The following is a 20,878-nucleotide window of genomic DNA, read 5'->3' as shown; positions in this document are numbered from 1 at the left end:
ACCGGTGCGCTACCCGCGCGCGGTGGCCAGGCTGTCGCGGCACTTGGTGTACGCCGCGAGCTCGTCGCGGGCCGGTGCCACAACGTGGCTGTCGGCAACCTTCTCCAGCTCCTCACGCAGCGCCTTCGACACCTGCCGGGAGCGCCGCAGCGCCCCGTTGGTGGCGAAGACCCGGCAGAGGAAGGAGAGCGCCAGGCCGAGGACGGCACCACCGACCAGCATGATCCAGGCGTACGGGACGCCGTTCCACTCCGGCAGCGGCGGCTCGTTCAGATGCGCGATTCGCGTTACCAGCAAGGCGATCAGCCACGCGGCGCCGCCGAGTGTCACCAGGAACAGCAGCCACTGGACGATCCGGGCGAAGCTCCACCAGCCCGGAGTGCTGGACACTCCGAGGTCGGTCCGCGCGACCGCCTGGTCGAGCTCGTCGCCGAGCGACTCCTCACGGCGCCGGATCGCCGTCCGGACCGAGTCCGCCCACGGCCGCGACAGACCGTCGGCGGCCTTGTTCGTGATCGTGCGCACCGCGGCGTCCATCCGGGCCCGCTGCACCGGTGTTGCCGCAGGCAACGAAGACCGTGCGATGGCGACCTCGCTGGACGCCGACTTCCGCAACGCCTTGCCCTGCTCGCGAGACACCTGGTCGCCGTGCAACCGCCGCAACGGGTCCGGACGGAACCGTCCGAGCCACTTCGTCAACGGCCACCCCGTCGCCGCGCGGGCGCGCTGGAGGTAGGACCGCCGTACGGCATCCGACACCACCGTCAGCCCGCTCGCGTCCGACAACGACTCGACGAGCTCGGCGACGTCGGCCTCGGCGATCTCCGGAGTCTTCGCGTTGCCGCACTGACTCGCCATCCGGTCCGACACCCGGTCGACGTCGGCCGCGAGCCGCTCCCGCGCGGAGCGCTTGTTGCTGACCCGCTTGACCAGCAAGGAGCGAATCTCTTCCAGGCCGTCACCGCTGACCGCGGAGGTGGCCACGATCGTCGGCGACTTCAGCCCGTCCGACTTGATCAGCTTGTCGAGGTCTTCGAGGCAGCTCTTCCGCTGCTCCGGCGTCAGCTTGTCGATGTGGTTCAGGGCGAACACCATCACCCCGGAATGCGAGGCGAACGGTTTGATGTACCGGTTGTGCAGCGCCGCATCTGCGTACTTCTGCGGGTCCACCACCCAGATCAGCAGGTCGACCAGTTCGACGAGGCGGTCGACGATCAGCCGGTGCTCGACCTCGGTCGAGTCGTGGTCGGGAAGGTCCAGCAGGACCAGTCCGTCCAGGTCCTCGGACTGCGCCTCCTCGAGCGAGCTGCGGTGCTGCACCTGGTGCCGGCGCGGGATGCCCAGCCAGCTCAGGACCTCACCGGCCGGCTCGTCGCCCCAGACGCAGGCGAGCGGCATCGAGCTGGTCGGCCGGCGCGTTCCGATCGCGGCCAGGTCGAGCCCGGTCAGCGCGTTGAACAACGACGACTTCCCGGAGCCGGTCGCACCGGCGAGCGCGACCACCGTCAGGTCACCGGACATCCGCAGCCGTTGGCCGGCGCGGTCGACGATCTGTGCGGCCTCGGTGAGCACCACCGGGTCCAGCCGGCCGTCACCGGCCTTGGCGGCCGCCTCGAGCGCGTCGATCTTCTTCAGGACATCGGTCTCCGCCCGGGCGGGCGTCTCGACCGTATCCACTGTTTCCGTCACGTGCAGTCCTCCACCGCGCGCGCGGCCTCGGTCAGTTGCCTGGCCGTCTCGGCGTCGACCGGATGCTGGTCAAGGACAGCCAGATAGCGGGCGAATTCGGCATCCATCAGGGCATGAACCTTACCGTCAAGATCCTCGCGTGCCTTGTCCACCATGCCCTGAACTGCCTTGTCGCCGAAAACTGCCTCCAGCAACCGCTGCCCGACGACCGCGCTCCCGACACCGGCGCTGGTCTGAGCACCCTTCGGGATCCCTGCCGCGCTGGCGAACATGACCACCATCAGCGAAAGGCCGAGCCCGTTGACGCCGTACTCCAGGATCTTCGCCGTCGACTTCTTGTCCGCGCCCTCCTTGCGGACCAAGTCGAGTACGAACGCCTGCCACTCCCGCACCGCCCGGCTCGCCGCGGCCGGGAACTGTTCCGACAACATCCCGAGAGAGGGCACAACATCGTTGCCACTGGCACCAGCCTTGGCAGCGGACGCGCCGGCCTTCCCCTCAACGCCTGCGGATTGTCCATCGGCCGCCGGCCTGTCGGCCGCAGCATTGAGCAGCTGGCGCCCTGGCGCCGTGCCCTGCCAGGCCTTCTCGGCCCGCTCCGCCGCGGCCGTCGCGTGCTCACTCAGCAACGACTCCAGACCGGACTGGATGGCGTCGCTCACGTCTCGCGTCTCGGCCGGCTTGTTCCCTAGCGAGTTCTTCAGCCGGTCGCGCAACCGCCCACCGTTGGACTGCAGACCCTTCAGCAGTTCGCCGGTCCCGACGAACTGCTGCCACCGCGCGAGCACCTCGCCGCGCAGCAGCGTCCCGTCCTGGCTCGCCTTCGCGATGTCCTTGACGCCCTGGTCGTACGCCGACTCCACCGAGGACCGCAACTCGAGAGCGGTCTCGGCCTGCGCCTTCACCGCGGCCGCGAACGGCGGAGTCGTCTTCACCATCGCACTGACAGCTCCCTGCAGGGTCCGGCGTACGACGCCTGCGCGCGCCTCGGCGTCGGCTGCCAGATCGATCAGCCAGTCCTTGATCCCGGCAACGGCCTGCTGCGGCAGCATCCCGTTGCCATCGACAACCGTCTCCTGGATCGAGAACAACGGCGAGTCACCCAGCCCGCGTTCGAGCAGCATCTGCGCGAGGTGCCCGGTGATGTCGTCGATCGTCTCGCTCGGCGCCCGGTCCAGCACCACGGCAACCGCCGTACTGCGGTCCGAGGCGCTCTGCAGGAACTCCCACGGGACCGCGTCGGAGTACCGCGCCGCAGTCGTGACGAACAACCAGAGGTCGGCGGCCGCGAGCAGCTGCGTCGCGAGATCACGGTTCGCCTGGACAACGGAGTCGATGTCCGGCGCGTCCAGGATCGCCAGCCCGCGCGGCACACTGTCGGCCGCCACCAACCGCAACTGTCCCGCGTCCTCCATGCCGCCCGGCTCCTCGGACGCAGTCCGTGCCATCCCCGGCAACACCCGGTCCCCGACGAACCAGTCCGCATCCGCCGGGTGATGAATCAGCACCGGCGACCGCGTCGTCGGCCGCAACACACCCGGCTCGCTGACGACCTTGCCGATCACCGTGTTCACCAGCGTCGACTTACCGGCTCCCGTAGACCCACCGACCACCGCAAGAATCGGAGCTTCCAACTGCACCAGCCGAGGCAACAAGTAGTCGTCCAGCTGATCCAACATGGCCTTCTGCTGCTGGCGAGCCTCATCAGCCCCCACCACCTCCAGCGGCAACTGGCTCCCCGCCAACACCCCCCGCAACTTCATCAAGGCAGTAATCAAAGCCATGGCAGCCTGCTCAGCCGCCACCTTCCCCGCCAACTCCTCCGCAGTCAGCTCCGGCTCATCCCCACCGTCGGCCCCCTCCCCACGACCAGACGTCCCACCACCCTCAGACGCAGCCCCACCACCAGCCGCACCACCGTCCCCGGCGGCAGAACCGTTCCCCGAAGCAGCACCGTCCCCGGAAGCACCACCATCCTCAGCCGCAGCACCATCCTCAGCCGCAGCACCATCCCCAGCCGCACCACCGTCCCCGGCGGCAGAACCGTTCCCCGAAGCAGCACCGTCCCCGGAAGCACCACCATCCCCAGCCGCCGCACCATCGCCAGAGGCAGAAGCGTCCTCGGAAGCAGCCCCAGCCCCGGCCGCAGCACCGTCGCCAGGCGTAGAACCGTTCTCGGACGCTGCACCATCCTCGGCTGTGGGGCCGTCCTCGGCCACGGCACCGTCCTGAGACGCAGGGCCATCCTCGGAAGCAGCACCACCAGCGTCACCACCAGCGGCAGCCACCTCCGCCCCCGCAGCGCCCTCACCAGAGCTCTCCCCGCCACCCGCCGGGCTCTCACCCCGATCCGCAGCCACGGCCCCATCGACAGCCTTGGCCCGGTCCCCAACCTCAGACCCATCTACAGCCGCAACACCAACCGCAGCCTGACCACCGCCGACGTCCGCCCCAACTACAACCGCACCATCGCCAGCATCCCCAGCCCCAACTGCATCCCCGCCAGCATGCTCAGCCTCATCCCCGCCAGCGCGCCCAGCCTCATCTACGCCACCGTCGCCAGCCTCAGCCTCATCCCCGTCAGCGTCACCCGAGCCGACCTCATCCGGTTGAACGTCCCCAGGTCCGACCTGAACCCCGTCAACGTCCTCAGCCGCTCCGTCAGCACCATCCGCCAGGTCACCCCCAGCCGAACCGTCCGCCAGGTCACCCCCAGCCGAACCGCCCGTACCAGCCGCCGGGTCGCCGCCGATCGTGTCGTCTGCATCGTGTGTTCGGTCGATCCCAGCCGCGGGAGTCGCGCCGCCGGCCGGGTCAGCCGAGGCGGACTCGCCGTCTGCTCCATCCCCTGCGACAGTCAGGTCCTCGCCTGTACCAGCCTCGGCCGAGGTCTCGGCATCATCTTCGGAGTCGACGCCGCCTGCACCCGTTCCTGCGTCCGCCGAGTCAACTGAAGCAGTCGCGGCGTCCGCAGACGCAGTTGCCCGGTCGACGCCATCCGCAGGACCGGGATCCGCCGCGTCACGCGCGTCGTCCGCCGAGCCCGGCCCGGTTGCGCTGCCCCCGTCTGCAGAGTCAGACGCGGCCACGCTGCCGGCATCCGCCGAGTCGTCAGCGTCGGCTGCCCGTTCGGGGTCCACCGCGTCGCGCGCGTCGTCGCCCGGCCCAGTTGCGTTGCCAGCGTCCGCCCCGTCGTCAGCTTCCGCTGCCCGTTCGGGGTCCGCTCCGTCGCGCGCGTCGTCGCCCGGCCCAGATGCGCTGCCAGCATCCGCCGCCTTGCCGGCGTCCGCCGCGTTGCCCGCGTCCGCCTCGTCGTCAGCGTCCGCTGCCGGTGCGGGGTCCGCTGCGTCGTGCGCGTCGTCTGCCGAGTGCGGCCTAGATGCGCTCACGCCCCGGTCCGCCGAGTCAGACTCGGCCCCGTCGTCAGCGTCCGCCGGAGCGTGTCCGGTCGGGTCTGCGGCGCTGGATGAGGCTCTTTCCGGGACGGCTGGCTCGGTCGTGGGATCAGGCGGTGTCGAGGGCGTCTGCTTCGGGTCCTTCGGGAGGCCCACGATGATGTTGCCGAACTCGAGGGGGAAGCCGTCCGCGGAGTCGTCAGGCTCGTACACGACGCCTACTGATGGACGGGACGGAGTGTCGCGCGGCGTCGCGGGTACGGCGGTCTCGCCTGCGGTCGAGGTCCCAGCACCGCTGGTCGCCGAGGCGGCGGGTGAGCCGTCAGCGTCCGGCGAGGCCGTCGTACCACCACCGGTGGCCGCTGATGAACCGCCAGCGGGCTGAGCTGCTGCTGGTGTCGAGTCAGCCGCGTCTACCGGAGCGGAAGTTTCAGTCGCGTCGGCCGCCGCGGGAGAGTCAGTCGCGGCGGCCGTCGCGGAAGTGTCGGTCGCGCCGTCAGAGTCGGCGGTCTCCGCGGAGGTGGCTTGCGGGTGGTCGGCCGAGTCGGTGTCAGTTGTGGAGGTCGCCGTGGGGGAGGCCGTGGCGTTGGCAGCCTCGGTGGCGTCGGCTGCACCCCCGGTTGCGGCCTCAGCAGCCGACGAGCCGGCGGCTGCTGACGAGTCGTTGGCGGCATCTGAGTTGGCATCGCTGGATGCGTCCAGGCCCGCAGTCGGGTGGGCGCCACGACTCTCGTCCGGAGTGCGCGTGGCAGAGGCATCGCCCGAGGCGGCGGTCTCGCTGGGCGCGGGGCTGTCGGCCGGCGTGGGGGTGTCGGCCGGCGTAGGGGTGTCGGCTGGCGTGGGGGTATCGGCTGGCGTGGGGGTATCGGCTGGTGCGGTGGGGGTGTTGCTGGGTGGGGTGGGGTCTGTGGGGCGTTTGCGGCGGCGGCGCCAGAAGCCGCGGGGTTTGGGGGTTGACTGGGCGATCAGGTTCGCCAGCTCCTGGGCAGGCTGATCCTGGTTCGGAACCTGCGGTTCCGAACCTTCGCCTGCTGCTGACCTGGTGTCAGCCACGACGTCCGCCCACGAGCACAGAGTGCCCGGTCGGGCAGCGCAGAAGCAAAGTCATCGTCATCCCCGTTTGGCGGCGTGGACGGGTGGCAGTCACTGCGGTGGTGGATACGGACCGTATCCTCCCGGCGGTCCTTGTTGGCCGGGGGGTCCCGGCGGGTGCCCGGGCTGACCGGCTTCCTGACCGGATTGCCCGGCCGACGACCCCGAATGCTCGGGCGGAACTCCGTCCTGCGGACGCGTCCGCTCCCCCTCCGACGCGCCTGGCACCGACGCGCCTGGCACCGACGCGCCTGGCACCGAGGCACCCGGCTCCGGTGTGCCCGGTACTGCGTCATCCGGGGCAGGGGATGATTCTGTCGGCGAGCCCGGCGGCATCTGGTCGGCCGGTCCCCCGGGGGCACCCGGGCCCAGCGGGGTACCTGGGCCTATCGGGCCGACCGGCACGCCAGAGTCCATCGACCCGCCCGGACCTGTCGCTCCACCAGGGCTGATCGGGGCGCCCGGTCCCATCGGGCCTGGCCCCATCGGAGCGCCCGGACCCATCGGAGCGCCGGGGCCCATGGGGCCACTGTGTCCCATGGGGCCCGATCCCATGGGGGCGCCCGGTCCCATGGGGCCTGGCCCCATCGGGGCGCCCGGACCCATCGGAGTGCCCGGTCCCATCGGAGCGCCTGGGCCCATCGGGGCGGTGGCGTAGGCCGGGGCGGCTTGGGCGAAGGCGGGCATGGGCGGGAAGGGGACGCTCGGGCGGCGCTGGCGGAGTTCGTCGAGGAGGGACTTCTCGGTTTCGAGGGCGTCGGGGCCGATCACCTGGCGGACGATCTTGTCGCGCAGGTACGCCAGCTCGGTCGCGTTGTGCTGGAACGCCTTCGCGGCGGCCTCCGCCTGCGGGCCGTACCGGCGGGCGTTCTGCCGCAGCGCCTTGCGGCCGCGGAGGGTCGCTATCAGCGGTACGTCCTGAGGTACCAGCCACCCGAAGCGCACGTAGTCGTACAACCGGGACGCGATCATCTGCCCCTCCCGTGATCGCATCACCAGTGCGAACACCACCAGGCAGATGAACAGCGGCACCATCAGGCACAGGTACGCGAGGATGAAGCCGCCACCGCCTGCCCAGCTCGCGGACGCGTTCCACGAGGCGTGCGCCAGTACGGCGGCCAGATACCCGACGACCGGCGCCAGGAAACGGACGACGGTACTTCGGTGCCGGACCGCCACGCCGATGCCGATCGCGGTGAACGACGTGAAGAGCGGATGCGCGAACGGCGAGATCACGCCGCGGACGATGAACAGCGCGAACGCGCCCTTGAGGCCCGCGTCGCTGCCTGCCTCCTCGGAGAGCGTGTTGAAGACGCGGCCGTAGTACAGGATGTTCTCGGTGAAGGCGAAGCCGACACCGACCATCCCGGCGTACACCAGGCCGTCGATGATGCCGTCGAACTCCTTGCGGCGGAGCAGCGCCAGCAGCAGGATCACGGAGCCCTTCGCGAACTCCTCGACCGGCGGCGCGACGAAGACGGCGGACCGGTCGCCGCCGACGCCGGTCTCGGCCAGCCGGTGCGACACCTCGGTGTTGATGAAGATCGCGACCAGCGTCGCGATGAAGGCGCCCCAGCAGAGCGCGAAGACGATGTACCTCGTCGGCTCGGGCTCGTACCGGTCCAGCCAGAGGTACAGCGCGATCACCGGGATGACCGGGACGAACGCGAACACCAGGCCCCAGGTGAAGCCACCGGCTCCGGTCGACTTGGCCACCACGCCGAAGATCACCAGGCCGGCGATCGCGAACAGCACCGCGATCACGATGCCGATCAGCACCCCCCGGTTCCGCCGCTGGCCGGGGACCGGGTGGTTCCCGAGCGCGTTGGGCTGCGGATAGGGACCGCCGGGCGCGTACGCCGACCCAGCCGCGGGTTGCGGCGCGCCGGAGGGGCCTGGTGAGGGGTAACTCATGCACCGCAGCCTAGTTGGGGTCAAGATCCATCGGCAGGACCACCCACTCAGCGTTACCGGGATGGAACGACATCCCTGTACTTCGCTGCCACGCCGGAGCACCGCGATCGGGAACCCAGAGGCGGGATCGCCTAGGTATCTGAGAGACTCTTCCCAGCCACGCGCCCGTAGCTCAGCTGGATAGAGCGTCGGACTTCTAATCCGTTGGTCGCAGGTTCGAATCCTGCCGGGCGCGCCACACAAATCCCCAGGTCAGAGGCTGGCCGGGCTCATCCGCCGCCTCCCTCGGCTCAGCGCGGGGTTACGCATGGTGCGAACCACAGTCGACTCACTCGGATACGGACATACGAAAGGTCCAGGTCCTCATCGAAGGCCCGGACCCTCGTCACCCCCGGCCGATCGTCCGCTGGTCAGCCGACCATAACGATCTCCCGCGCCTGACGGCGCTCAACCGCTCTACGACGCCGTACAAGCCGTGGTCGGCGAGAACGCCTGGGATCTCCTCGCCCCCAAGATTCCTCGCGGGCGCCGGGTCCGCAGGAGCCACTGGCTTTGCCAGATCCTCGCAGGGGCGGCGGCCGGACTGGACGAACTCAGTGACGTCGGCGGCAGCGCTCGAGACGGGGTGCGCGACTGTTGCGTGGAAGCCGGTTGGGGGACGTCTGCGCAGCGAGGCGGCCGGCCTCATAGCCGGGCAACTGCTGCCCGTGACGCTCGGGCCAGCGCTAGCGCCACTCACCGTACTGTCGATGAAGGTGCGGCTGCTTGCAGTGATGTTCAGTTCCGATAGCTCCAAGCATCCGGCACTTGAGAATGCCTGCACGCGGCAACTGCTGGGGCCCTCGGCCTGCCAATGGGAGGGAGCGTCCCGCCACTCGCAGCCGGCGCCGCGTGACATGGCGCGTGACATGAATGCCGCCGGCTGCGCTTGGTGCAGGCGACTACTGGAGCCAGAATCGGAGCTGCTGACGTCTGTTGTCGACCCGTGCTGGGATCGCGTGGCTCTCATAATCCCTAGGCTGGAGGCTCGAGTCCGGCCCTCTGGACCTTGCTGTTCGTGTGACGCACGGCTGCCGAAAGAAGACATCCAGGTCTACGGGCCCGCGCATTCCCACGGTGGTCCGCCTCACTCTTCGACTACCGCGATTGAAGTACCACACTGACGGTCTCTCTTCGGCTCGGGATTTCGGAACCCCGAGTTGTTACTTTCGACGCATCACGAAGGGACCAATGTCCCTCGCTGCGAGCTCTTCCCCGTTGCACTGTGAAGTCGAAGGGGGAATGCGACATGCCTAGGAAAGACTCCCCAGAGACCCCGGTTGGTCTGGTTCGTCAAATCATTCATCTGCTCCGCGGCGAGCCCATCCTGCTCTACGGACTGGGCTCGGTGCTCGTCCTCGTGATTCTCGCAGGTGCGGCTGCCGGAGCAGCAGCGCCAACGCAAGTTGTCCAAGTCTTGATCCTGTCGGCTGTGGTCCTTCTCATCGGGGCGCTGATCGCACAGACAGTGGTCAAGCGCCGGCCATCCGAACCACCACGAGACACCGTTGTCGACGTGACTGTCGACAAGATCGACGCTAAGGGATCGACCATTGGGGCGATCAACGGGGGTGTCACGAACGCTAAGGCTACTGTGCATGCCGGCGAGATAAAGTCCTCGGGGTCTACGATCGGCGCTATCACGTCGTCGGGAACTAGTAAGCCCCAGGATCCGTCATGAACCCCGATACGACCTGCTTCGTCGGCCGCGGCGATGTGCTGGCACGCATCTTAAGAGCGATCGACCGACCGGAGGGGGGAAATCGAGAGCGCGCGATCGGCACCTGGGGTATCGGTAAGACAGCTCTTCGCCATCGCGTGGCTGGTCTCGTTGAGCACAGCCGCCACGCCCTAATCCTAGACTTGGACGTCCAAAGTTTTGCACCCTGGGCTCGGCCTCAGCCGGAAGCAGAATGCACAACTGACGCGCTCGACATGAACTTCCGAAGCTTCACCCAAATCCTGCTCGCGATGTCGAACTCCTGCCCGAGTCTTTCGGATAAAGTTCAATCTGAGGTTTCTGACGCAGTAGACGACCTCCACGCCCGCCTGGCGGCAATCCACAAGGCGGTTCAGATTGAAGCGACGGTCCAAGCCGGCGGCTCAATTGAGGTGTCGGAGAGCAACCTTGCATCGGTTACTCTTAATGAGGGACCAGAAGATACCCTTGTCCGAATCGCCATCCGAGACTCTGTCGCAGCTTTGACGAATTCGTTCGTCGCGCGCGTGAGCCACATGGCAAAGGGGCGACCCGTGGTCGTCATGATCGATTCCTATGGCTCACTTCGCGGTCATGTAGTTGCGGACTGGTTGGCGCAATTGGTTGCAGAGCTCCCAAACGCCACGACTCTGTTTCTGGCAACGGACGCGACCGAGGCACCAGAGCACAGTGAAACGTTGCGCCTGGAACCGTTCAGTCGAGCTGAAGTCGCCGAATACCTTCGAACCCGGTTTGGAGCGGCGGCTTCGGACGACCTGGTTGAGGAGGTCACATCGATCAGCGACGGCCTACCGTTCGTCGTCGCGCTCGCCGGCGATGTCCTCGAACAGCGGGGGATCCAGGGTCGTCCAATGACCCTTCGCGAAGAGAAGTTGACCGGCCTTGAAGACTTATACGACCTTGTTATTCGTGAGATGCCGGACCCGCTTGTCCGGTCGGTACTCGAGAAGGGCCGGATCGCACGGCAGCTTGACCGCGGCGTGGTCCAGTATCTTCTGTTCGGGACCGAAGGTCCGCAGCACTCTGACCATTGGGCCACGGCCGGCTCGGTCCTCACAAAATTGGTGCGCTACTCCTTCGTCGAACAAGTGGATCCGGAGCGTGGAACCTTTAGGTTTCATCAGTACCTGCGAGACTCGGCAGTCGGTCCCGGCGGGGGAACGGACCTCGATGCCGAGTCAGTTCACCGAGATCTCGCCAACCTGTGGAGTTCGCGGCGTGCCGATATCGAATCCCAGTTCGACGAAGGAGGCGGCGATTCGGCACGTTCGAACCGGCTCGGTTACTACGGCGCATGGTACGTATATGAAGAACCGGACTGGCAGCACGCGACACTCGAGTGGCTTCACCACGCCGGCCGACTGACCGAACGCGCAGACAGATTATCGGTCGCGCTCGAGTTCACGAATCTCTTTTTGCGCGCGTTCTGGTGGTTCGGCTGTTACACTGCGTTTCAGTTCTGCCCACTGCTCCTAGACACCTGGGAGGATAGCCAGCCTATCTCGGGACAATTGCTGGCCAGGCATCTGCGGACGCTGTTGACAGGTTACCCGTTGGGATGGCAGAAGCTCGACCGAGGCAATTGGACCGCGGTTCGCGGCGCCCTCAGGGGAATCCGGCATGACCTGAAGGGCGAGCTTCATGGCGACCACCCGCGCCTGCATTTGCCCGTCGCGGAAGACGGCGCGCACGCAATGGGACACGAAGGCGTGTGGGCATTGTTGTCGCTCTTTGAGGCGCACAGTTACCGCTATCAGACTGGCCACCAGGCGCATGCAATACCACTGTATGACGACGCGCTGAACTGGTTCCGTGCAACTGGCGATGCGACCTGCGGTGTTTGGACGGAGTTCGAGAAGGCCGACCTCATGCTCGAGCTAGGACGATACTCTGCGGCGGCAGACATCGCGCAGACAGCAGCTGCCTCGCTCGACGACGAGGGACCGTGCCCCGACCACGAACTTCTGGCGAATCTGCATCGCGTCATCAGCGCTGCTACGGTGGCCACCAACGCAAAAGGGAGTGCTCGGCACGCCGGCTACGCGATGCTTCACGCCTATGCATTCCTCGTCGAGCCGCATCCACCGGACGCCTATGTCCTCGATTTCTACAACGAGGTGCGCGACCGTACGACCAGCATCCTCTCTTCGCTCGCATCCAGAGGGGCACCAAACGCCAATGCCGAGATCCTTAACGAGTTCGTCGCCGTCACTGCGCCGCTGCGGTCTGGCGTCGTTGATGATCGAGGTGCTTTGGAAGCACTGAACGAAGGCGATTGCCCTCGTGCAGCAGTCCTTCTGACACCCCAGCCGCCTCCACCCGATAATGAGGATGCAATGTTCCAGGTTGAGGACACCGTCGCGCTAATACAGGATAACTGGGATCTCGGAAGCGAGTTCGCAACATAATGTCACGCCGCTGTCTCGGAGTAAGTTGTGAACCGGACCGATCCCATTGGATGCCCTAGCTCCTGAGACGGAATCCTCCCGCTCCGAGAGGACAGCTGCGATCGCGTCCGAGGGCGGTGGCTACTCCCGCGCCGGGCGCAGGACTTATAGGGCGCGGGGTTCGCGTTCGTGGGGTTCAGCTGGGCCGCACTGGCCGGCGACAACCTCTCGGACGCGGTCGCGAACGACGTCGTCCCCGCGGTGAACGCGGTGTGCCGGGCCGAGAAGAAGCCGATCGGTGTCTGGTTCGTGGCAGTGCCTGTCTGGATCGCGATCGTGGCCGGTTTCACGGTGTTCTGGCCGCACGTCGAGTGGTGGACGTTGTGGGGCGCACCCTCCGGATCCACCGCCGATCCCACGGGCGGGGGCGAACAAGTCGTCTTCGTTCTCTGCGCGCTGCTTGCTCCCACCGGAATCCTGCTGATGCCGCTCCTGTTGCCGCTGTTCGTCGCGATGCCTGGTCGTGTTGGCGCGTTCCTGGCGGTGGAACTGTGGGCGTGATCGGCTGGGTGGCGGGCGTTCGGCTCGTCGGCCTGGTGGCGACCTGGATCGCCGGAGGGAAGCTTCCTCTGGCGCTGTGATTGCGGTCACATCACGTTCCCCGCTCACCGTGGCGGACAGGACCTCGCTGCTAGGGTCAAGGTGTGGAGATCGAGGTCGACAGAATCTAGCCGCCGGACTGCCGGTGGCCTTGACCTCTCTCGTTGGTCCGCCCTTCGTGGCGTCTGCCCGGGCATGTCCGGATCGCGTCGATCCGTCTCCCGGGTCGCCTCTGCGCGACCCGATCTCCCGAAAGCAGATCCACACCTATGTCTTCCAAGTCCGCAATCACCCTTCGCGACCTCACGTTCGAATGGCCGGACGGCGCCGTCGCGCTGGCCGGTGTGAACGGCACCATCAGTGCCGGGCGTACCGGTCTGATCGGCCGCAACGGCGCCGGGAAATCGACGCTGCTCCGGCTGATCGCCGGCGTACTGCAGCCGACGGCCGGCCGCATCGAAACCGCAGGCGAGGTCGGGTACCTGCCGCAGACGCTGACGCTCCGCCAGGACGCCACGGTCGCCGAGTTGCTCGGGATCGACGCGATCGTCAAGGCGATCCGCGCGATCGAGGCGGGCGACGCCGACGAGCGGCACTTCGACACGATCGGCGACGACTGGGACATCGAGGCCCGGGCCGCCGAAGCGCTCGACCAGCTCGGGTTCTCGGCCGCAGACCTCGACCGCCGGGTCTCAGAGGTGTCCGGCGGTGAAGCAATGTTGATCGCGATCACCGGGCTGCGCGTCCGCCGTACGCCGATCACGTTGCTCGACGAGCCGACGAACAACCTCGACCGGCCGACGCGCGCCAAGCTGGCCGAGTTCGTGGATCAGTGGCCTGGGACGCTCGTCGTCGTCAGCCACGACCTCGAGCTGCTGGAGCACATGGAGAACACCACCGAGCTGTACGCCGGGACTCTCGACACGTACGGCGGTCCGTACAGCGCCTGGAAGGAGCACCGGGAGCAGGAGCAGGCCGCAGCAGTCCAGGCCGCCCGTAGCGCGCAGCAGACGCTCAAGGTCGAGAAGCGGCAGCGGGTGGAGGCAGAGACCAAGCTGGCGCGCCGCGAGCGCACTGCGAAGAAGACACAGCAGCAGGGCGGTATCCCGAAGATCCTGGCGGGCAACCGTGCCAGCAAGGCACAGGCCTCAGCAGGTGCGATGCGCTCCACGCTCGACGACAAGGTGCAGGCCGCACAGGCTGCCGTCGACGCGGCAGACGCCCGCGTACGACAGGACGAGCACATCCACCTCGTGCTCCCGGACCCCGACGTACCGCGAGGGCGGCGGATCGCCGAGCTGTACGACGAGGACCGCACCGTTGTGTTGCAAGGTCCTGAGCGAGTCGCACTCGTAGGGGCGAACGGCAGCGGCAAGTCGACGTTGATCGACCAGCTGGTCCGTGGAACCGCAGCAACGCCTGGCAGGCCGTACGGGCGGCTGTTGACCGATCTGGTCGGCTACCTCCCACAGCGGCTCGACGGGCTCGACGACGACGCCAGTGCGACGGCAAACGTGCAAGCGGTCGCTCCTGGCCTGTCGACAGGCACCATCCGCAACCAGCTGGCCCGGCTGCTCCTACGAGGCGACAGCCCGGACAGGCCGGTGCACACGCTGTCCGGCGGCGAGCGTTTCCGTGTCTCGCTGGCACGGCTGCTGCTGGCTGAGCCGCCTGCGCAGCTGCTGGTACTGGACGAGCCCACGAACAACCTGGACATCGCCAGCGTCGAGCAGCTCGCAGAAGCGCTCGACGCGTACCGCGGCGCGCTCCTGGTCGTCAGCCATGACTTCGCGTTCCTGCAACTCATCCGCGTGGACACGGTGCTGGAGCTCGACGAGAACGGGCGTCTGCTCTCAGGGAGTTTCTAGCGACTTCTCAGGCCGTTCTCGGGGCGGAACGGAGCCGTCGTTCGTCTTACCTGTACTTGTGGGAAGGACGGACACGTGCATTTACGAATCGTCGAAGGTGTACGGGAGCTTCGCTACGCAGTGGACGCGGTCGTAGTACTGGCCGGCATCCCCGGCGCCGGGAAGAGCACGTTCCTGCGCCGGGTGTTCACCGACAGCCCAGTACGCGTCCACGACTCAGCGCACGTCCGCGAACGCTGGATGCCCGTCCTCGGAGTACTCCCGTACGCGCTCTGGCGCCCCTTGGTGCACCTCGTGTACTACGTGACGCTGCTGAGCTCCATGCGCCGCGGCCAAGGTCCGATGGTGATCCACGACTGCGCAACCCGCCCCTGGGCGCGCCGCTTGATCGGGTGGCGCGCCCGGCGTGCGGGTCTGCCGCTGCACCTGATCCTCCTCGACGTACCGGGTGACGTGGCTCGCTCCGGTCAGTGGGCGCGCGGTCGGGTCGTACGCAAAGGGAGTATGGAGACCCATTGCCGGCGATGGCCGAGCCTGGTGGCGAAGGCCCGGAGCGACCCGGGCAGCGTCGTACCAGGGGCCGTGTCGGCGCTTGTGCTGACCCGGGGCGAAGCGAACCGGGTGCAGCAGGTCAGGTTCGCCTGAGGCCTGGTTGCGGCGGCCGTCGCGCGGGAACATGTCCTGGTGTCGAGGGACCCCGCCCAATCGGTCCCGTGATGCCCAGGAGGACAAGTGAGGATCGAACGTACGTCCCGCATGCGCCGTACCGCCCAACTGATGGCCGTCGTCGGAGCGGTCGCCGCTTCCCTGTGCGCCGTACCTGCGCAGGCCAACACGCCGTCGCCTGCGGCCCGGCTGTCCGCGGCACAAGCTGCCGTCGAACAGTCCGGGGTCCGCGGCGTCGCCTGGTACACCGACCAGTCCGCCGGCAAGGTCGTGGTCACGGCCGACAGCACCGTTTCCGCGAAGGATCTCGCGTCGCTGCAGCGCGACGGGGTCCAGGTACAGCGGAGCAACGGCGTCTTCAGGCCGCTCCTTGCCGCCGGCGACGCGATCTACGGCGGTCAGTACCGCTGCTCGCTCGGCTTCAACGTCCAGAAGGGCGGGAGCTACTACTTCCTGACTGCCGGCCACTGCGGCAAGGTCGCCAAGACCTGGTACACCAACTCCAACCACAGCACGCTGATCGGCCCGACCGTCGGCTACAGCTTCCCCGGCAACGACTACGCGCTGGTGCAGTACACCAACACCTCGCTCAGCCATCCCGGCGGCTTCACCGCGGCCAACGCCGTCGTCGGTGAAACCGTGACCCGCAAGGGCTCGACCACCGGCATCCACAGCGGCAAGGTCACGGCGCTCAACGTCACCGTCCGGTACTCCGGCGGAGGCAAGGTCGACGGGTTGATCCAGACCACGGTGTGCGCCGAGCCCGGCGACTCCGGAGGCCCGCTGTACGACGGTTCGAAGGCGCTCGGGCTGACGTCGGGCGGCAGTGGTGACTGCACCACGGGCGGTACGACGTTCTTCCAGCCGGTCACCGAAGCCGCCTCCGCGTACGGCGTGACTGTCTACTGATCGAAAACTGTCGGCGGCGCCTGATTGAGTGATTCCTCTCGATGGGGAGGAGTCAACGATGAAGGTTCGGGTCGGGCGTGAGGTGCTGGCCGAGGCGGTCGGCTGGGTGGCTCGTGGGCTGCCCAGCCGTCCGAGCGTGCCGATTCTCGCCGGCATGGTGGTCGACGCGGCGGACGGTCAGGTGACGTTGTCCGGGTTCGACTACGAGAGTTCGGCGCAGGTCAGCGTGCCGGCGGAGGTGGCCGACGAGGGGCGGGCGCTGGTGTCCGGGCGGTTGCTGTCGGACATCTGCCGGAGCATGCCGGGCGACACGGTGGAGTTGACCGCCGAGACGGCCCGGGTCCGGGTGAGCAGCGGGGCCGCCCGATTCGTCCTTCACACCCTGCCGCTCGACGAGTACCCGCCGCTCCCGGAGATCCCGGCGGCGAGCGGCGTGCTCGACGGCGACGTGTTCCAGCGCGCGGTGGCGCAGGTGATCAGCGCGGCGGGACGCGACGACACGCTGCCGGTGTTCACCGGCATCCGGCTGGAGATCCGCGGGTCGACGATTTCGCTGCTCGCCACCGACCGGTACCGGTTGGCCGTCCGGACGTTCGAGTGGCAGCCGGTCGACGCCGGCATCGAGACGAACGTGCTGGTCCCGGCCAAGCTGCTGCTGGACGTGGCCAAGGCGATGGCCGGTCACGAGGTGACGCTGGCGCTCGGTTCGACCCGCACAGGGGACGGGTTGATGGGGTTCGAGGGCGGCGGCCGGCATGCGACCAGCCGGCTGATCGACGGCGAGTTCCCGAAGGTCCGTGGGCTGATCCCCGCCCCGACCGCGATCACGTCGACCGTCACCGTGCAGACCGCCGCGCTCGTCGAGGCGGTCAAACGGGTCGCGCTGGTGGCGGAGCGGTCGGCGCCGGTGCGGCTCACGTTCGCGGACGGTACGGCGACGCTCGACGCCGGCAACGGCGAGGAGGCGCAGGCCTCCGAGGCGGTCGAGGTCACGCTCGCCGGAGACCCGGTGGTGACCGGCTTCAACGCCGGCTACCTGCTCGACGGACTGGCTTCCCTCGGCACGCCGATCGCGCACTTCGCCTTCACCCAGCCGATCAAGCCCGCCAACCTGACCGGCCTGCACTCCCCCGAGGACGCCCCGACCGCCGACTCCGCCTACATCCTGATGCCGATGCGCCTGCCGACCTGATGTCAAACTGCGTCCATCGGCTCCGACCAAGGGACATCCAGCCGAGGAGGAGCAGATGGAGTTCGAGCAGCACTGCGCACTGATCGTCGAGCAAGCCGAATTGCTGGGCGCACACCTGACCAGAGCCGAGGACCTCGGCCAGGCAGTCCCGTCCTGCCCCGGGTGGAACGTCGGCCAGCTGGTCCGTCACGTCGGCGGAGCGCATCGTGAGGCGACGGTGGTCGCGCGGACCGGTGCGGCACCGCCGGAGGACGAGTTCCGCGACCCGACGCACTGGTACGCCGCGCCGGCCGACCGCACCGCCGAGGCAGTCGACGAGCTCACCGGGTGGATCGTCGACGGCGCGCACGAGCTGGCCGATACGCTCCGGGCTGCCGGTCCCGACGTACCGATCGAGATGCCGGTCGACGATCCGACCACGCGGTTCACCGCGCGGCGGATGGCGCACGAGACCGTGATGCACCGGGCCGACGCCGCGCTCGCGCTCGGGATCCGGTACGAACTGGCGCCCGCGGTCGCGGCGGACGGGATCGACGAATGGATGGAGCTCGGCGCGCTGCCGTTCCACTTCGAGGTGCATCCGTGGATGCGCGAGCTGCTCGGCCCGGGTCGGACGCTGAAGTTCGCCGCGCCGGAACAGGCCTGGGTGGTCGACCTGACCGGCGACGCGATCCGCTGGCGGCACAGCGACGAGCCGACCGCGGTCACGGTCCGCGGCTCGGTCACCGACCTCCTGCTACGCCTGTACAAACGCAGTACCGGCAAGACCGTCGCGGAGGGTGACGCCGGCTTGCTCGACTACTACCTGGAGCGCGTCAGCTTTGGATGAGGAAGTGATCGCCCGCTACCTCGCGCGACGGGATCCGGTCGCGCGGCCGGATCTCGTGGTGCTGATGGGGTCGGCCGTCGTCGAGTCGGTCGAGGTCGCGGCCGACGCCTGCCGCAAGTACGACGTACCCGTGCTGGTCAGCGGAGGGATCGGGCACTCGACGCGGTACCTCGACGAGGCGGTACGGCGGCGCGGGCTCGACGTCGCGACGGGACGGCCCGAGGCGCACGTCTTCCGCGACCTGCTCATCAGGTCCGGTATCGAGCGGGTCACCATCGAGGACCGGTCCACCAACTGCGGCGAGAACGCGGACTTCACCCGCCGCCTGATCGACACACCGCGGACGCTGCTGCTGATCCAGGACCCGACGATGCAACGCCGTACGCATGCCTGCTTCGTCCGCTCGTTCGCCGATCTCCCCGGTACGACGTTGCTCAGCCACGCCCCGCTGATCCCGTGGATCGGCCCCGATCACGTCGGCGCCGGGCCGGACTCGCCCGCGATCTGGTCCCGCGACCGCTTCCGCTCGCTCGTGCTCGGCGAGGTCCACCGCCTGTCCCCGGACGTGTACGGACCGAACGGACGGAACTTCATCGACCACGTCGACCTCCCGCCCGAAGTACTTGCCGCGTACAACCGTCTCCTCGCCGGGAACGTCATCCGCAGGTAGCACGACGGGATCGGTCCCAGGGCTGACGATCGGCGCACAGCGCGTCGGCAGACTACGGCTGTGGATTCCAGAGCGGGTAGGCTTCACGAGGTCGATCTGTTGCGGATCTGCGCGGCGGTGTCGGTGATGGCGTACCACTACCTGTTCTCGGCGTACGCCGGTGGGCTGGGCGGTCTGCACTTCCCGCATGTCGATCTGGTGGCGCGGTACGGGTACCTCGGCGTCGACCTGTTCTTCACGATCAGCGGCTTCGTCGTGCTGCTCAGCGCGTGGAACCGGAGCCCGCGGTCGTTCGTGGTCTCGCGAGCGGTCCGCCTGTACCCGGCGTACTGGGTCGCGGTCACGCTCACCACCCTGGTGTCGGTCGGTTTCAGTCAGGGGCGGTTCCCGGTTTCGTTACCGCAGTACCTGGCGAACCTCACGATGTTCAACTCACTGCCGAACATCGAGAACGTCGACGTCGTCTACTGGACGTTGTGGGCCGAGCTCCGGTTCTACGCGATGATCCTGGTGCTGACCTGGATCGGGATCACCGCGCGCCGGGTGACGGTCTTCTGCTGGGCATGGCTGGCGGCGACGTTCGTGTTCCAGGCCGGACTGTTGCCGCACGCAACCGATCTGGTGCTGAACACGCAGTTCGCGCACTACTTCATCGCCGGGATGGCGCTCTGCCTGATCCACCGGTACGGGCCGACGCCGCAGACGCTCGCGCTCGTCGCGATCTCGCTCGGCAACGCCGTCTACCGCGGCACCGGATTCGCGGACCGGGTCGGGATCCGGTACCACACCGAGATCCACCGGCCGGTCGTGGTCGCGATCATCGTGGCGATCTTCGCGATCATGCTCGCGGTCGCGCTGAAACTCACGCACCGCCTGGGCCGGCCGTGGTTCGCGGTGCTCGGTGCGCTCACGTATCCGCTCTACCTGGTGCACGCACACATCGGCTTCATCATCTTCGAACGTCTCGGCGACCAGGTGAACCACGCCCTCCTGGTCGCCGCCACGATGCTGCTGATGGTCGGTGTCGCGGCCGTCCTGCATTACGGCGTCGAACGGCCGCTTGCACCGCGTCTGAAGCGCCTGCTGAGCAGACCTGTTCAGTTGGTCACGAAGTAGTCCCGCAGCACGGCTGCGAGCGTCTCAGGCGACAGCGTGTGGAACGTGCCGTCATGGCCCTCCACAGTGCCCTGAGGCAGCGCTGCAGCCGTCTCTCGTACGGAGCGCTGCAACCACTCCGGGCTGGCATTGCTGTAGAGCCCTAGCGTCGGAACCTCGATAGACGCGAGCAGGTCCAGCGGTACGGCGCTGTCCCGCATCTGCAGCGCGTCGTACACCAGTGTGGGCGCCATTGCCTCCAGCCCGGCCCACATAGGTGTCTGGCGGATCTGTTCGACCAGCTCGCGCGGCTGGCCGACCGCCTCCACCATGAACAGTTCAGCCGCACCACCCGGGTCCCCGGCCGCAACGTACTCCTGCAGCCGCTCCAGGTACCGCTCCGGCGCCGGCGGCGCGCCATCGACGCGGAACGGCGGCTCCACGACCGCCTGCTTCTCGAACGGCAGCCCAGCCTGCAACAGCACCATGCTCCCCGAAGAGAACGCACAGGCGTACTGCGCGCCTGAAGCCGACCGTACGGCGTCCAGGTCCTCCCACTCACACTCCACCGCGTACGGCGCGGTGTCACCGGAGTCACCGCGACCACGGCGGTCGTACGCGATGACCGTGAACGTCGACGACAGCGCTTGGGCGTACTCGGCGAAGTACGCGCGGCCCGTGAACGCGCCGGCGACCAGCACCAGTCCGGGTCCGCTACCGGTCACGTCGTACGCGATCTCGGTCCCGTCCTTCGAAACGACCTTCTCCATCAGATAGCTCCTCTCTCTGACAGAACGTCGAACGGGTGTCCGC

Annotated in this window: 16 protein-coding genes and 1 tRNA gene; 11 read left to right on the top strand and 6 right to left on the bottom strand. The window is 67.9% G+C overall.

Going from position 1 to position 20,878, the window contains the following annotated elements; translation table 11 throughout:
• Positions 1-9: 9 nt before the first annotated feature.
• The 5 genes from AB0M51_RS00155 to AB0M51_RS00135 form a co-directional block, all read right to left on the bottom strand.
• A complete protein-coding gene (locus AB0M51_RS00155) occupies positions 10-1,689 on the bottom strand; it encodes a GTPase (RefSeq protein ID WP_344190594.1) in 1,680 nt (559 codons plus the stop codon).
• On the bottom strand, positions 1,686-3,368 hold the full coding sequence (locus AB0M51_RS00150; protein WP_363747446.1) for an ABC transporter: 1,683 nt from the start codon (positions 3,366-3,368) through the stop codon (positions 1,686-1,688). Before AB0M51_RS00150 ends, AB0M51_RS00155 begins: the two co-directional genes overlap by 4 nt.
• A 149-nt stretch (positions 3,369-3,517) precedes the next feature.
• Entirely contained in the window at positions 3,518-3,964 is a 447-nt protein-coding gene (locus AB0M51_RS00145) for a hypothetical protein (RefSeq protein WP_363747444.1), read from the bottom strand.
• A gap of 270 nt (positions 3,965-4,234) precedes the next feature.
• Entirely contained in the window at positions 4,235-4,534 is a 300-nt protein-coding gene (locus tag AB0M51_RS00140; RefSeq protein ID WP_363747442.1) for a hypothetical protein, read from the bottom strand.
• A gap of 1,693 nt (positions 4,535-6,227) precedes the next feature.
• Positions 6,228-8,090: a PrsW family intramembrane metalloprotease gene (locus AB0M51_RS00135; RefSeq protein WP_344190604.1), complete on the bottom strand. Its 1,863-nt coding sequence runs from the start codon at positions 8,088-8,090 to the stop codon at positions 6,228-6,230.
• Between the two features lie 161 nt (positions 8,091-8,251).
• Between AB0M51_RS00135 and AB0M51_RS00130 the strand changes: the two genes are divergently transcribed.
• The 11 genes from AB0M51_RS00130 (at position 8,252) to AB0M51_RS00080 (ending at position 20,086) form a co-directional block, all read left to right on the top strand.
• Positions 8,252-8,328: transfer RNA gene (locus AB0M51_RS00130), tRNA-Arg, on the top strand.
• A 1,050-nt stretch (positions 8,329-9,378) separates the two neighbouring features.
• A complete protein-coding gene (locus AB0M51_RS00125) occupies positions 9,379-9,810 on the top strand; it encodes a hypothetical protein (protein ID WP_363747440.1) in 432 nt (143 codons plus the stop codon).
• The gene (locus tag AB0M51_RS00120; protein ID WP_363747439.1) at positions 9,807-12,257 is read left to right on the top strand and encodes a hypothetical protein; all 2,451 of its coding nucleotides are present in this window, start codon (positions 9,807-9,809) and stop codon (positions 12,255-12,257) included. The genes AB0M51_RS00125 and AB0M51_RS00120 overlap by 4 nt, the downstream gene beginning before the upstream one ends.
• Positions 12,258-12,425: 168 nt before the next feature.
• Positions 12,426-12,797, top strand: a complete 372-nt coding sequence (locus AB0M51_RS00115; RefSeq protein ID WP_363747437.1) for a hypothetical protein — start codon at positions 12,426-12,428, stop codon at positions 12,795-12,797.
• 308 nt (positions 12,798-13,105) lie between these two features.
• The gene (locus tag AB0M51_RS00110) at positions 13,106-14,704 is read left to right on the top strand and encodes an ABC-F family ATP-binding cassette domain-containing protein (RefSeq protein WP_363747435.1); all 1,599 of its coding nucleotides are present in this window, start codon (positions 13,106-13,108) and stop codon (positions 14,702-14,704) included.
• Between the two features lie 75 nt (positions 14,705-14,779).
• On the top strand, positions 14,780-15,349 hold the full coding sequence (locus AB0M51_RS00105) for an AAA family ATPase (RefSeq protein WP_363747433.1): 570 nt from the start codon (positions 14,780-14,782) through the stop codon (positions 15,347-15,349).
• An 87-nt stretch (positions 15,350-15,436) separates the two neighbouring features.
• On the top strand, positions 15,437-16,279 hold the full coding sequence (locus tag AB0M51_RS00100; RefSeq protein WP_344190610.1) for a S1 family peptidase: 843 nt from the start codon (positions 15,437-15,439) through the stop codon (positions 16,277-16,279).
• A gap of 58 nt (positions 16,280-16,337) precedes the next feature.
• The gene (gene dnaN / locus AB0M51_RS00095; RefSeq protein ID WP_344190612.1) at positions 16,338-17,471 is read left to right on the top strand and encodes a DNA polymerase III subunit beta; all 1,134 of its coding nucleotides are present in this window, start codon (positions 16,338-16,340) and stop codon (positions 17,469-17,471) included.
• Positions 17,472-17,526: 55 nt separating this feature from the next.
• On the top strand, positions 17,527-18,300 hold the full coding sequence (locus AB0M51_RS00090; RefSeq protein WP_344190614.1) for a maleylpyruvate isomerase family mycothiol-dependent enzyme: 774 nt from the start codon (positions 17,527-17,529) through the stop codon (positions 18,298-18,300).
• A complete protein-coding gene (locus AB0M51_RS00085) occupies positions 18,293-18,970 on the top strand; it encodes a YdcF family protein (RefSeq protein ID WP_344190616.1) in 678 nt (225 codons plus the stop codon). Before AB0M51_RS00090 ends, AB0M51_RS00085 begins: the two co-directional genes overlap by 8 nt.
• Before the next feature lie 60 nt (positions 18,971-19,030).
• Positions 19,031-20,086: an acyltransferase gene (locus AB0M51_RS00080; RefSeq protein WP_363747430.1), complete on the top strand. Its 1,056-nt coding sequence runs from the start codon at positions 19,031-19,033 to the stop codon at positions 20,084-20,086.
• Here AB0M51_RS00080 and AB0M51_RS00075 read toward each other — a convergent pair.
• Positions 20,068-20,835, bottom strand: coding sequence for an alpha/beta hydrolase (locus AB0M51_RS00075; RefSeq protein ID WP_363747428.1), 768 nt, complete (start codon positions 20,833-20,835; stop codon positions 20,068-20,070). The two genes, AB0M51_RS00080 and AB0M51_RS00075, sit on opposite strands and share 19 nt — an antisense overlap.
• Between the last annotated feature and the right edge of the window lie 43 nt (positions 20,836-20,878).

It is taken from the genome of Kribbella sp. NPDC051137, from assembly GCF_040682535.1.
Lineage (GTDB): Bacteria > Actinomycetota > Actinomycetes > Propionibacteriales > Kribbellaceae > Kribbella > Kribbella karoonensis.
Note: the sequence above shows the minus strand (reverse complement) of the source record. Positions and strands in the feature narration are given on the sequence as shown.